12 protein-coding genes are annotated in these 12,336 nt (G+C 65.6%); 5 read left to right on the top strand and 7 right to left on the bottom strand.

What is annotated here, in order from left to right:
* Positions 1-430: 430 nt before the first annotated feature.
* The 4 genes from ACFVHO_RS36730 to ACFVHO_RS36715 form a co-directional block, all read right to left on the bottom strand.
* The gene (locus ACFVHO_RS36730; RefSeq protein ID WP_385724674.1) at positions 431-682 is read right to left on the bottom strand and encodes a transposase; all 252 of its coding nucleotides are present in this window, start codon (positions 680-682) and stop codon (positions 431-433) included.
* A gap of 194 nt (positions 683-876) precedes the next feature.
* Positions 877-1,179, bottom strand: a complete 303-nt coding sequence (locus ACFVHO_RS36725) for a WXG100 family type VII secretion target (protein WP_385724672.1) — start codon at positions 1,177-1,179, stop codon at positions 877-879.
* A 59-nt stretch (positions 1,180-1,238) separates the two neighbouring features.
* Entirely contained in the window at positions 1,239-1,541 is a 303-nt protein-coding gene (locus ACFVHO_RS36720) for a WXG100 family type VII secretion target (RefSeq protein WP_385724670.1), read from the bottom strand.
* A 104-nt stretch (positions 1,542-1,645) separates the two neighbouring features.
* A complete protein-coding gene (locus ACFVHO_RS36715; RefSeq protein ID WP_385724668.1) occupies positions 1,646-2,923 on the bottom strand; it encodes a S8 family serine peptidase in 1,278 nt (425 codons plus the stop codon).
* Between the two features lie 1,391 nt (positions 2,924-4,314).
* Between ACFVHO_RS36715 and ACFVHO_RS36710 the strand changes: the two genes are divergently transcribed.
* On the top strand, positions 4,315-4,569 hold the full coding sequence (locus ACFVHO_RS36710) for a hypothetical protein (RefSeq protein ID WP_385724667.1): 255 nt from the start codon (positions 4,315-4,317) through the stop codon (positions 4,567-4,569).
* Here ACFVHO_RS36710 and ACFVHO_RS36705 read toward each other — a convergent pair.
* Positions 4,530-4,943, bottom strand: coding sequence for a hypothetical protein (locus ACFVHO_RS36705; RefSeq protein ID WP_385724665.1), 414 nt, complete (start codon positions 4,941-4,943; stop codon positions 4,530-4,532). The two genes, ACFVHO_RS36710 and ACFVHO_RS36705, sit on opposite strands and share 40 nt — an antisense overlap.
* Before the next feature lie 574 nt (positions 4,944-5,517).
* Between ACFVHO_RS36705 and ACFVHO_RS36700 the strand changes: the two genes are divergently transcribed.
* The 4 genes from ACFVHO_RS36700 (at position 5,518) to ACFVHO_RS36685 (ending at position 9,299) form a co-directional block, all read left to right on the top strand.
* Positions 5,518-5,964 (top strand): amino acid ABC transporter permease, encoded by a 447-nt coding sequence (locus tag ACFVHO_RS36700; protein ID WP_385724663.1) that lies wholly within the window; start codon positions 5,518-5,520, stop codon positions 5,962-5,964.
* A gap of 4 nt (positions 5,965-5,968) precedes the next feature.
* Complete coding sequence (locus tag ACFVHO_RS36695) at positions 5,969-7,765, top strand: alpha/beta hydrolase (RefSeq protein ID WP_385724661.1); 1,797 nt, start codon at positions 5,969-5,971, stop codon at positions 7,763-7,765.
* On the top strand, positions 7,762-8,352 hold the full coding sequence (locus tag ACFVHO_RS36690; RefSeq protein ID WP_385724660.1) for a hypothetical protein: 591 nt from the start codon (positions 7,762-7,764) through the stop codon (positions 8,350-8,352). Before ACFVHO_RS36695 ends, ACFVHO_RS36690 begins: the two co-directional genes overlap by 4 nt.
* 305 nt (positions 8,353-8,657) lie before the next feature.
* Positions 8,658-9,299 (top strand): hypothetical protein, encoded by a 642-nt coding sequence (locus tag ACFVHO_RS36685; protein WP_385724658.1) that lies wholly within the window; start codon positions 8,658-8,660, stop codon positions 9,297-9,299.
* Between the two features lie 63 nt (positions 9,300-9,362).
* Here the strand turns inward: ACFVHO_RS36685 and mycP are convergent, their stop codons facing one another.
* Both mycP and eccB read right to left on the bottom strand, forming a co-directional pair.
* Complete coding sequence (gene mycP, locus ACFVHO_RS36680) at positions 9,363-10,607, bottom strand: type VII secretion-associated serine protease mycosin (RefSeq protein ID WP_385724656.1); 1,245 nt, start codon at positions 10,605-10,607, stop codon at positions 9,363-9,365.
* An 11-nt stretch (positions 10,608-10,618) separates the two neighbouring features.
* A complete protein-coding gene (gene eccB, locus ACFVHO_RS36675) occupies positions 10,619-12,160 on the bottom strand; it encodes a type VII secretion protein EccB (protein ID WP_385724654.1) in 1,542 nt (513 codons plus the stop codon).
* Between the last annotated feature and the right edge of the window lie 176 nt (positions 12,161-12,336).

Genomic DNA, 12,336 nt, shown 5'->3' with positions numbered 1-12,336 from the left:
CCTGGTCGGGTGTGACTGGTGCGAGGAAGCCTCCGATCTCGGAGGAGCCCTCCAGCCGGATCGAGCAGGATTCCGGATCGTAGATGTTCCACCAGCTGACCCCACCAGCCTCCGCCAGGGGACGGACCGCATCGCGGAGGTTCTCGAACCGGTAGGAGAACAGCGTCTTGGGCCCCACTTGCTGTACGGCACGTTGACGCCGTCCGGGGTGACATAGCCCTGCGGCCTGCGCGCCGCACGGGCATGTGTCCCGGCGTTGTAGTCGATCAACGCCTGCAGCGGAGTGCCCCTGCCGTCGCAGATCAAGTGGTGCTCGCTGCCCGTCTTCCGCCGGTCGACCGGCGACGGACCAGTCGCAGCTCCCCCCTTTTCGCGCGGACGTGAGAACCGTCCACACACGCGCGGGACCAGTCGAGGTCGCCGACCGCGTTCAACTCGGCGAGCAGGAGGCGGTGCAGATTCTGGCAGGCTCCAGCCTGCTGCCAGCGGTCCAGACGCGCCAGCAGGTCTGTCCGGATCCGAACCCCAGCTCCAGGGGCAGAAATCGCCAGGCGATGTCCTGATGCAGGAGGTACAAGATGCCCTGCAAGCACAGCCGGTCGTCCACCGGCCTCGGCCCTGGCGACCGCTCGGGCCAGGGCGGGAGGTGCGGTTCGATCCGTCCCCACAAGCCGTCGTCCACCGTCCAAGGCCGAGTCGTCACACGACACGAACGGCGGAATCGTCACATCGGTCACGCCCGACCAGGGCACATCGATAAGATCTTGTTACGAGCTCTACGCAGGGGCCAGCCGTGGATTGGCAACTCTGCCGAACATCACAACGGGGTGGGCATCTCCCGCGCATGCCCACCCCGCGCTGTTCAGCGACTGCGACTCACTGGAAGTAGCTGGCCCCCTTCAGGTCGCCACCCCGGTAGTCACCGCCGGCCTGGCTGACCTTCTGGCCGATCTGCATGAGAGCCTGGTGGATGGCAGAAGCGTGCTTGTCCCACTCTTTCTGCTTCAGGGTGTACGCGGTGTGCGCCTCGCCCTCCCACCCTTCGGCGACCCTGGCCACAGCCCGCTTGATGTCGCCGAGATCGGACTCCAACTGCTTCGCTTGAATGCCGAGTTCGGTCGTAATGGCGTCGAGCCCGCCGTACTTGACCGCAAGTTCATCCATATTGACGCTGGCCATGCGTGCCTCATCTCCTGATGGTTTCGACCGGACGGCGTCCGCCCGGGCAGGGGCCCGGCTCAGTAGCTGCTGATCGCCGACTGCTGTCCGCCGTACTGCACATCAATGCTGTTGATGGTCGAGCGGACCTCGTCCTCGAGCCTGTCCTTGTCCTTGCGGTTGGCGTTGATGCCTTCCAGAAAGTCCACCAGAATGCGGCCGATCGCCTGCATGTGCTGGTTGATTTCGGTCTGCTTCGCGTCGAAGGCATGCGCGCCGATACCGCGCCAGTTGCCCTCCATCGTGTCGAGTGTCCCCTGCAGACGCCTGAGCTGCCTCTGCACCGAGTCGTACTTGTCGACGATCTCCTTCTCCAGGAGCACGACTTCCTGATCATTTAGCTTCCGGCCATCTGACACGGCGGGCTCTCCTAACGTGAGCTGTCGGGCAGTTCTTTTTGAAGCTGAGCAGCAGGTTCCTGAGCTACTCAGGCATTGCGCCGCTTTCGAGCCGCAGCAAGGGCCCCACCACCGATGACCGCTGCGGCGGCAACCCCGCCTCCGACCATCCACAGCTGGTCGTTGTCATCGGATTTCGATCCTGACGCTGCCTCTGCCGGCTCATCGGCAGCAGGGTCCTTCGAGGGCTGCGACGCGGACTTCGAGGACTCCTCCTGAGGTGCGGAGGGCGAGGCCGCCGCCCCCGGGGTCTTCTCGTTCGTGAGCGGGTCGATGTCCGGCGGGCCCGGGTTGCCCCTGTTCTTCAGCAGGTTCGGGGCAGGGCGGACCAGCCCGTAGCCGAGGTAGTCACTCGGCTCGTCCTTCGGCCAGCTGCGGCCTGCGGTGTCGATGAGGACGCGGAGGACCTGGTTCGCTGTCCAGTTGGGGTGCTTGGACCAGATGAGGGCGGCGGAGGCGGAGGCGATGGCGGTGGATGCGCTGGTACCGCCCTCGCCGTCGCAGTACGAACGGAACGTCGCGTCGCACCACTGAGGAAGGTTCCGGCCGGGCGCCGCCAGGTCCACGTACTCGCCGAACTCCGAGTAGTCGGCGACCTTGCCGGACTTGTCCGCGGAGGAGATACCTGTGACGTGGGGGTAGGCCGCTGGATAGCCGATGAAGTTCTTCTTCTGCGCATCGTTTCCGACGCTGGCGAACATCAGCTTCCCCTTCGACGCTGCGTACTTCACCGCCCTCGCCACAGACGGGTGCATGAGCTCAGAGCCGAAGGACATACTGATGATTCGCGCATCGCTGTCTGCAGCGGCCCGAATCACCTCAGCATCCTCATAGTTGCCTTTCCCATCCTTGCCCTTGCCCTTGCCCTTGCCCGGCGCACCCGTCAGAGTGAGCCGATAGGAGATGATCTTGGCGCCCGGCGCCAATCCCTTGAGGCCCCCTCCTCGCCCGGACCCGGCGATCAGTTCCGCCATCGTGGTGCCGTGGCCGAGATAGTCGTCCAGAGCTCCGCCCTTCAGGCCTGTCACGTCCTTACCTGCAAGGACACGGCCCTTGAGGGAAGGCGTCTCTGTTACGCCCGTGTCGACAACTGCGACCTTGACACCCTCGCCGGTGCTGACGTCCCACAGCTCCTTTGCGCCCATCGCATCCAAGTACCACTGCTTCGACTGAACGTCATCGGCGACCGCACTCGGTGCCAGCCCCACAGACAGCAGGGCGAGCACGCCAGCCGCCGCGCCCGTCGAGACGATCCAATGCCTCGCGCGCCCCGCGAACAGTTCGGTCCCACCGCCGTGTCGGCCCATTCCTGACTCCACGCCCTGCACGCCCTCACTCGTCACTGGCCGATGACTGGCGGCACGTGCCGCCGTCCACCGGGAAGATGTGTCTCTTCTTCCTCGACCACGTAATCGGGCCGCTGTGCGGCCTCGTCCTCTCCAGGTTCAGAGCGTCGGCCGCTACCCGCTGGGCCACGTACCAGGCCCGTGCCACCGGCGGTGAATCCGTTCCCGCGGCCTCCGCCAGCAGGCGTACGCCCCTTGGGTGTGCCGACTACACCGTCAGGGTTGCCGACGGCACCGCGTGGCGTCTGGCCCCTACCTGCCGGGACCTGGGACGGAACTCCCACAACGCCACGCTGCCCGGCGTTGCCGATCCCCGGAGGCGTCCTCGATCCAACCGGGCCTCCTGCCACAGGAGCAGGAGCCGGCCGACCGCCCACGACGCCGTCGGAGCGAGGTGTGCCGTTGATGCCCGGCATTGTTGGACGCGGCCCCGGCAGGCCATGTGGCTGCGGTGTGCCGCCTGAGATGCCTCGCGCCATCGGCGAAGGCACAGACGTCGTAGGACCATTGGGGCCTCGTACAGGAGGTACCGGCCCGGTGCGCCCTGTCGGGCCCGGGCCGGAAGGACCGCGTCCAGGAAGCCCAACCGACTCCTTCGGACGTCCGACGCCTGTTCGCCCCTGCTCAGGCAAAGGCGACTTCCCACCCCCTCCCCGACGGGACGCCCTGGTATCGGGGCCGTCTCGCGGCCGCCTTACAGGGCCACCGCCGGGCAGCAGATGAGGGCCGCCGTCGATGCCCGTCGGGCCAGGCGCCGGGGGCGGTGAAGCAGGCGGCGGGCTGAGGGCCTTCTGAGGGGGCAGCGTGTCGACGCTGTCGATCTCCGTGCCCACGGGCCCCGGACCAGCAGGCCGGTCCGGGAGGGTGATCGGGTCGCGTACGTCGTTGTCTGACGGTAAGGGTTTACCCGAACCCGACGGCTCCGGCGACACGGGATCAGCTGCAGGCTGCGGTGTCGACGGGGCTCCAGCACCAGGAACCGTGCCTGGGGGCGCCACCTGCCCGGGGGCTCCGAAATCGGGGTCCCCCTTCGGGAGCTCCGGCGGCGGCACCCCCACATCCGGCATAACCGAAAACGTAGGCGGCTCCTGCCCTGCCATCTCATGCTGGGACACCCTGTAGAACGACGCCAACCGATTCATCTGGTTGATCGCCTCTTGGCGATCCTTCTCCGACTTGACGGCGGCCTCGTAGGCCGCATTGCCGTCCACCCTCTTCGGAGAGGGGATGTCTTCCACGGCCTTCGGATCCGTGCGCGTGTCCCGCGGCGGCATGGCACTGCGTACGGAAGCCAGCCCTGCCCCCGCCGAGGCGATCTGGACGCTCGCGGTGTCGGCGAAGTCGGAGAGCTGGTGCGTTTCCTTGACGAGGTTCTTGCCCCACTTGCGGAAGGCCTGCCCCGCCTCGCCCTCCCAGTCGACCCGGTCGATGTGGTCGCCGAGTTCCCGGGCTGCCACCGCGATCGCGTCGCGTGCCTTCTGGAGGGCTTCGCCCGCGCTCTCCAGGTCGGCCGGATTCGCGTGCTCGACGAGGTCGATCATGTCGTTGAGTTTGTGGCTTTCGAAGCTCACAGCTTCCACCCCGAGTCCGACTTGTCGCTGCCGTGACCGCCCTGCTCGTCGGGCTTGCCGTCCCGCTCGCGCCCGGTCGGCGGCTGGTCGCGCTGGACCGACGTCTGGATCGACCAGAAGCGCTGCCGCAGGTCGTCCTCAAGGTTGTCGAAGCCCACATCCGCACCGTGCACGGCGATCCCCATGGCCTCGATCTGCTGACCCAGCATCTTCGAGAGTGAGGTGAGGCGTTCGTGCACCCGGTCGTACTGCGCGTAAAGGCCGTCCGCCTCGGGGAAAGGAGCCGCCTGGCCACTGAAGGAGGCGCGGGCGACCTTCTGGTGGCCGACTTTGGACGAACCCCCGTCCGAACCCTCGAACTCCGTGAGCAGCGTGTCGATGCGCCGCCGGAACTTCTTCAAAGCCTCCAAGCCGCGCTTGATGTCAGCGCCACCAGGCGGTGGTGCCCCCCTGTACCCGTCCTCGAGCACGATGTCCCCATCCCCGATCCCCGTTGCCCTCAACGTGTGGTTGCAGCAGACCTCGACGGCCGTGCGGCTACAGACCCCACCATCGTCACTTTAGCCACACTGTGAGTAACATCCAACTGAGCTTTGCGCCACAGCAGTTGCAAACGCGCCATCCATTGATCCGGCCCGGCGTCCCCTGTATGAACGAAGGTCGGCGTCGCAGCTCGGACACCCGGACTCGCCCTGTCCGACATCGAGAATCGGCCAACCTTCGCGCCCTTGCCCTTGGGCCACGGAGTCGCCGCCCAAGCTCGGGTGTCCACGCCGACGCCGCCCGAATCGCTCATTGCTGCGTACTGCGTTGGCGTGCCGGCTGGGGCGCGACCCCGCGTCCGCTGCCCAGTCAACTGAGTACCCGTACTCAGTCACCGAGGTGGCAACTGTCGCTACCCTCACTCCGGTTCAGATACCGATCCCCACTAGTCGATTGGGACACAGTTGGCCTCGGAGTGGCACCGAAGCAGGAGGGACTCGTATGGCATGGGACGAGTGGGAACAGCTCAAGGCCGAAGCGATCGCGCGTGAGTCGGCACAGATGCAGCTCAATGAGGCGCCCGGTAGCAACAACGGAGGCTCTGCTGGCGGGCACGGCGACGGCACTGGTTCCCTCAGGCACACTCGCAAACCGTGGGTGCGTGCCGCCAGTGTGGCAAATGAGCTCAGCACCACCATGAGAAAGGCCAGGACAGACTTGCACGCCGCCCACGAAGGAGTCTCCGGTGGCGCGGAGGGCCTCGCCAGCTTGAGTGCGTTGACTGACGTCCTCACGTCCTGGAAGGCGCGACTGGGCTCGGCGCGTGACGAGTGTGTGTCCCTTGAGCCCAATCTGCGCGGTGTGGCCGTGGAGTTGGGCGAGGTCGACGTCAAGGTGGGAGCGGACACCGACGCAGTGCGGGTGCCCGGCACCCGGAGAGGTGAATAGTTCCGTGGCCACAGCATCATCTCTGACCTGGCAACAACTCAGAGACCTGAAACTGTCCGAGCTGACCGGCGCCGCTGACGGCTGGGCCGCTGCTTCCCGGCGCGCCGACGCCGCTCGTGAGCGCGTCGACGCCGAGATGAGTGGCAGCCTCTCCAAGACACAGGAAGGCGAGTCTGCGAAGTCGGCAGTTAAACGACTCAAGCGCCTCAGCAAGAACTTCCACTACATTCATACGGAAACCGGTCTGATCCGCGGGGCCGTAGACGGACTTGCCACTGAACTCGAATCACCCAGACGAAGACTGCGGAGTGCGCTAGATGAGGCGGCATCCCACGGGTACAAGGTAAATACCGATGGGACTATTGACTATCCTGCCGGCGGCGAGAACGGTATAACGGGTGCCAAGATTCCTGGTGGCACTGTCCTGGGCAACAACGGCCTTGTCGGATCCGGAAATCCAGGGCTGTATCTCGACGGTGATGGGAAATACGACCCTGGTAAGGGGCCGGGCTCTCCTGCGCTGATCAGTCCCAATCCTCATCGAGCGAAAGCCCAGGGTATCGCAGACCGCCTCGCCTACGCGCTTCGAGAGGCTCGCGAGATCGACGAGCGCTATAGAGCGGCACTGCACAAGCTCAGGGCGGCTACTGGGGTCGACGTCACCACCAAGACATGGGCTGATGTAGCAGGGGACGTCGACGCGGTAGGTGGAGCTGCCAGGCACTACCTGGCAGATCGGGTACTGGACAAGTCGCCGACAGAGCGCAAAGAGTGGTGGGATCGCCTCAGCGAAGAGGAGCGCCAGGAATACATCACATCCTTCCCCGATGTAATCGGGAATCTAGACGGTATCCCGGCCGTGGCTCGCGACGAGGCGAACCGCGAGAACCTGAGTCTGACCATTGCCAGCCTGGAAGGCCAGAAAGGAGATGCCGTCCAGGATAAACTCCAAGGCCTGAAGGGGCTCCAGGACAGCCTGAAGGAAAGTAAATACCAACCCATGTACCTGCTAGGAGTCGGCGACCAAGGAAACGGACGAGCCATCGTCAGCTACGGGAACCCAGATACCGCGAAGAACGTATCTGCATATGTCCCAGGTCTTGGAACCAAGCTCAGCTCTGATTTCGCAGATGGAACGGCCCGCAGGGCCTTTCAGACGGCGAAGGGAGCGCAAGTCTACGACCCGTCCAGTGCGTCAATTGTATGGCTGGGGTACGACGCACCAGGCCTCATGGGTGTCGCGTCGGCAACAGACGCCGAAAAGGGTGCTCCCGCCTACAACCAATTCATGGACGGCATACAGGCCACCAACGAGCATAAGAATCCACACATCACAGCGATCGGCCACTCTTACGGATCACTCGCCGTAGGTACTGCCGCCAGGGAGCCAGGAGGGATACCGGGCGTTGACGACATCGTTCTGTTGGGCAGCCCGGGGACTGGCGCTCAGCATGCGTCGGAACTCAATGTCGGCAAGGGCCACGTCTTCGTCGGGTCCGCCGACAACGACCCGGTGACTCACCTGCCGCCGAAGAAGGACTTCTTCAGCATATTCACCTCGGGACCCCCCAAGTATGGAGACGATCAGCTCTGGTTCGGCAGGGATCCGGCAAGTAAGGATTTCGGCGCCACGAGAATGGAGAGCGGCGACGGCCCCCTGGCCTTTGGCCTGTCGGGGAAAGGGGCAACTCCCGCGCACTCCGGATACTTTGACCCCGAAAGGAACCCTTCGGCTGCGGATAACATCGCCAGAATCGTTGCCGGGCAGTCTGACACTATTTCAACGGAGGCGCCTCGATGAAGTACCTCCCACCCAGGACCATCACTCTCGCTCTTTTCCTTGCCTTCCTCGCAGGGTGTGGAGGAAGCGACAGTAACTCAACCGATGAGGAAGGGACTTCCGGCGTGAATATGCAGGAAGCGGCAGAAAAGGCCGACGCGTTAGTTCTCGAGACTCTGTCATCAGTCAAGCCTCCGCTCCACTGGACCCATGATGTATCCGATGATGGACCCTGCACTGGCTCCTCTGGACTCGGTGATGTCACACGCCGTGCAGTCGTCATGACCCGGGTATCAACGGAGCGGCGAGCAGCCCTCCTCGGCGTCATCGAGCGCTTCTGGAAGAAGTCGGGATACAAAATCACGAAGGTCAACCCGAATCGGGAGTTTCCAGCCATTTATGCAGATGCCGACGACGGTGTACTGAAAATGGCCCTCACAGTTGGCTACAAGGGGCAATTTCATCTGAACGTCCAAACAGCTTGCGTAAAGCAGTCTGAAGTCAGGCAGCCCACGACTCAAACCACAGGGCACGACTATCAAGGAACGAAGGTCCCCACTCCGAACGTAGAATCGCAATTCTGGTCGGCACGACCAGACAACTCGTAATTATTGACACAACTGTGTGCACCCTTTAAGTCGACCGCCGGAGCGGCTTAGACTCTCAAGTTGCTTCTTCCGAGACATCAACTGCTGTGCGCCTGGATGGCTCCCACCTCTGCGCGAAAAGGAGGGAGCGCCACCGGCCCGTTGCCGAAAAAGAGGGCTGGCGAAAGCGCGGGGAACTCGTCGCCGCACATCATCTCCGTTGCCGCCAGTGCTGCAGAGACAGGGTTCAGCCATGCCAAGACCAACGTGAACGACGCTTTTGACGGTCAAGGTGTTCCGAGGCAGTTGGATGAGGAAGACTGAAGATGTTCACGGGACAGAAGCGGTTCATTATTCCTGGTGCAAGTGTGCTCGCCATCGGGCTGGCCCTCGGCTCGGCCTATCTCTTGGACTTCCCTCCGTTCGAGTCGTCGGTCGGGGAGATCAGAGCGACGCGGCTCTGCGACTCCTTTGGGACCAAGAAGAAGGCAGTCAGCTCATTGAAGAGCGTTCTCCCACGTGAGTCCGAGTATTCGTTCAAGGAGACTCCAGGGACTCGCGTGGGTAGTGACGGGAGCTCTTACACCTCCGACTGCTTCGTCTGGGGCGACGACAAGATTCTTCTCAGTGTTCGGACAGAGATGATGCGCGCCGAACCTCCGGAAGGCTGGATCAGGAGTGAGGTGTTGGATACTGCGGGCAGCCGTCGCGGGCTCAAGGGTTTTCAGGCCGGGGACGAGGGGGTCGCTTCGAGCAGCAGGGCTGGAATCTTTGTGCCATGTGTGCCCGCAGGACAGATCCCCGGTGGGAAATACAATCTCAGCGTGATCGTCAAGCTCAAGCAGAAGGGCGATTCCAGCGACAGTGAAGCGCGGGCGGCGCTGCGTGAACTGGCTGTCGGGGCGGCGGGGTTCGCTCACCGTGATGCCCGGTGCGACCTCCCCGCCAAGCTGTCCGGCGATTCGTGAGGGAGCGCGGAGTCCGGTGACGGCGGCTGTGGGTGGGAGCCGTTCCGCAGCCGCCCGGGACCGCTAGCTCACCCTCCCGGCGCCCTGCCCGCCCCGCCTCCGCCGCCCATCCCGCAAAGCCACCCCCGCCCCGCCCAACCCCGCCACCACGACCACAGCCCCCACGGCCACGTACGTGGCGATGCGCGCAGTGCGTTCCTCCTCTGTTTCGCCGAGGTGGAGCTTGGCCGCGCTCGGGGCCTTGCCTCGTTCCACGCCCTCGTGGGCGATGGGGCGTTCGATCGGGTGGTCGTCCTCCGTCAGGGCGCGGACCGGGTCGACGACGCCCCAGCCGACCAGGCGGTCGTGGCCGGACGTGGAGCGTTCGGCTGTTTGTTGGATCTGGGCGGTGATCTGGCGGGGGGTCCAGGAGGGGTGCTTGGACTTGATGAGGGCGGCGACCCCGGCGACGTACGGGGCGGAGAAGCTCGTGCCGTTGTCGGAGCAGTGGCCGCCCAGCGGGACCGTGGAGATCATGTCGACGCCCGGCGCCGCGACGTCCACGAAGTCGCCCGACTGGGAGAACGGGGCTCGTTCGTTGTTGCGGTCCGATGACGCCACTGCCAGGACGCCTTCGTAGGACGCGGGGTACGTTTTCTTGACATTACCGCCCAAGCCGTCGTTGCCCGCTGAGGCGACGATCAGCCGCTTCGCCGCGATGGCCTTGTTCACCGCGTCCTCAAGTTCCTGGGCCGGCCTCACCGCGTTCGCCGTGTCCTGGGAGATGTTGATGATTTGCGCGCCCTCGTCCACCGCGTAGTCGATGGCGCGGGCGAGGGAGGCGGTGTCGCCGTGGCCCTCCGCGTCGTTCTGCTGGATCGGGATGATCTTCGCGTCGGGGGCGAGGCCCACGAAGCCGGTGTTTTTCGCCGGGCGGGCCGCGATGATCCCGGCCACGCGGGTGCCGTGGCCGACCGCGTCCGACGTGCCGTTCTCCTTGCCGCGCTTGATCTTGTTGCCGTCGGCGTCCTTGAGGTTCTTGCGGAGAAGGTTGCGGCCTCGCGAAGCATCCACCGCGGGCTTGAGCTGGCGGTTCTTGATGTCGACCCCGGTGTCGATCACCGCGACGGTGACCCCCTTGCCCGTCGACTGACGCCACAGCTCGTCGAGCAGGACCCGCTGGAGCGCCCACGGGCGGCCCGCGTACGGCTTGTTGGGGAACTCGCACCGGTCCGAGGCCGACGGCTCCGCGGCCGCCGGGACGGGTGTCGCCGCCGTGACGACGAGGGCCGCGCCGACGGCCGCCCACGTCCTGCGTGCGTACGTCATCTCGGCGCCCCCTAGGAACCCTGCGGCTGGCGTGCCGCACCCGTGGACAGGCGCGGGCCCGTCGGCAGGAACCTCGACCATTCGGCGGGCACCGGGGACACGTCCGCGTCTCCGTAGCCGAGCCGGGTGCGCGCCTGCTCCGACTCCTGTTGCTGTTCCTCGCGCTGCTTGGCGGTCACGCCGATCCGCGCGTCGTCCGTCGCGCTGTCGCTGTTGGACTGCATCGCGTACCGCAGGCCCGTGTCGGTGACCAGGAAGTCGCCGCCCGTCTTCGTGTCCCTGCCGGTGAACTGCCGGTAGAGCTGGCCCGAGCCGGGCGTGACGTACGCGCTCGACGACCCGGCGGGGAGGGGAGCCGGGAAGTCCGTGCCCGCCCACGTGCTCAGCGTGGTGCGGCCCCTGTCGCCGTCGACGTGGCGCAGGACGTTGCAGACGGTGTTGCGGCTGCCGCGCGCGGAGGAGGCCTCGTTGACGGGGGTCGGCGTGTGGCGCGGCCATACGTGCCGCGCGCCGAACTCCTCCTCGACGGGGCTGATCGCTCCGGCGCTGACGTCCCGGGCGGTGCTCCCCTGCCTCAGACCGGCCAGGTCGGGGCTCGCGAGCAGGAGGTGCGCGGTGAAGTCGGAGACCGGGGCGACGCGTCCGGGCAGCACTACGTAGTACTGCTTCTTGTCCCCGTTGAGGGCCCTGAGCACCATGCCCACCTTGTTCGCCCCGGGCTCCTGGAGGTCGGGGACCTCGGCGTCCTCTCCGGGGACGCCGTCCACCTTCGGGAAGTAGATCAGGTGGCCGCGGTGCAGGGTCTCCAGCCACTGCCGGGACACCCGCTGCGGTTCCCGGTTGGCGCCTACGAGGGCGCGCAGCAGCATCTCGTTCCGGGAGTTCTCGTTCCCGGCGGGTACGCGGTACGCCGTTCCCCGCGCGTCGACCACATAGCGCGTCTTGTCGGGCCCGACGACGTACAACAGCTGGCCGCCGCGCAGCCGTTCGCGGCCCTCGGTCCTGTCCTGGTCGCGTTCCGCCAGGACGAACGCGGCCTTCTGGATGGCGCGTTCGCCGTCCGCCGGACGCTCGCACACGGCCCAGCGCTTGGCGGAACCGGCCTCGGACGCGGCGGGCAGCCGGTCGGGGGCGTACGGGATGCCGATGGTCGCGCCCCGCGGGATCTTCCCCTTGTCGAGGACGGACTCGGAGACCTTGATGACCTCGCCCTTGTCGGCGTCCAGGAGGAGCTTCGCCGACGCCATGTTGAGGACCGGGTGCAGCTGTCGCTTGCCGTCGGTCTTGAGGATCACGTACCGGGTCGTGGACTTGCTCGCGACGATCACGTGTTCCTTCGGCGTGTCCCAGCCGGGCTTGGCCGCGGGCTTGAGCATCCCCCACGCGCCGAAAACGGCCAGAACGATCACCCCGACGACGATCCCGGGAAGCACGCCGCGCAGCGGTCGCGGGGCGCTCTCCTCCGAGCCGGAGGGTGTGGGCTGGATGAAGGCAGCGAGCGTACGACGCTTCGCAAACGTGTAGGCGTTGAGTTCGTCGCGCCGTGATGCCATGACTGTCCGTGTTCCCCCTGTGCAGCGCCGAGGGTCGGCTTACCCCCTCGTTCGTTGTCAGACCGGGCTCCTACTATGCCTGTTGAGTAGTCATGCGTGTGGGGTGGGTAAGGTTCTTGGGTCTCAAGGGGCTTGCTGTGCACCGGTTTTCGGGAGATTCAGGGGGTTTGGAGTGA

The sequence above is a fragment of the Streptomyces sp. NPDC127108 genome (assembly GCF_042677545.1).
Taxonomy (GTDB): domain Bacteria; phylum Actinomycetota; class Actinomycetes; order Streptomycetales; family Streptomycetaceae; genus Streptomyces.
This window is presented reverse-complemented; position numbering and strand designations above follow the sequence as displayed.

Excerpts from the sequence above, each read along its gene's own strand:
- ACFVHO_RS36725 (WP_385724672.1), bottom strand. The coding sequence starts at position 1,179 with ATGGCCAGCGTCAATATGGATGAACTTGCGGTCAAGTACGGCGGGCTC.
- ACFVHO_RS36715 (WP_385724668.1), bottom strand. The coding sequence starts at position 2,923 with ATGGGCCGACACGGCGGTGGGACCGAACTGTTCGCGGGGCGCGCGAGG.
- ACFVHO_RS36700 (WP_385724663.1), top strand. The coding sequence starts at position 5,518 with ATGGCATGGGACGAGTGGGAACAGCTCAAGGCCGAAGCGATCGCGCGT.
- ACFVHO_RS36690 (WP_385724660.1), top strand. The coding sequence starts at position 7,762 with ATGAAGTACCTCCCACCCAGGACCATCACTCTCGCTCTTTTCCTTGCC.
- ACFVHO_RS36685 (WP_385724658.1), top strand. The coding sequence starts at position 8,658 with ATGTTCACGGGACAGAAGCGGTTCATTATTCCTGGTGCAAGTGTGCTC.
- mycP (WP_385724656.1), bottom strand. The coding sequence starts at position 10,607 with ATGACGTACGCACGCAGGACGTGGGCGGCCGTCGGCGCGGCCCTCGTC.
- eccB (WP_385724654.1), bottom strand. The coding sequence starts at position 12,160 with ATGGCATCACGGCGCGACGAACTCAACGCCTACACGTTTGCGAAGCGT.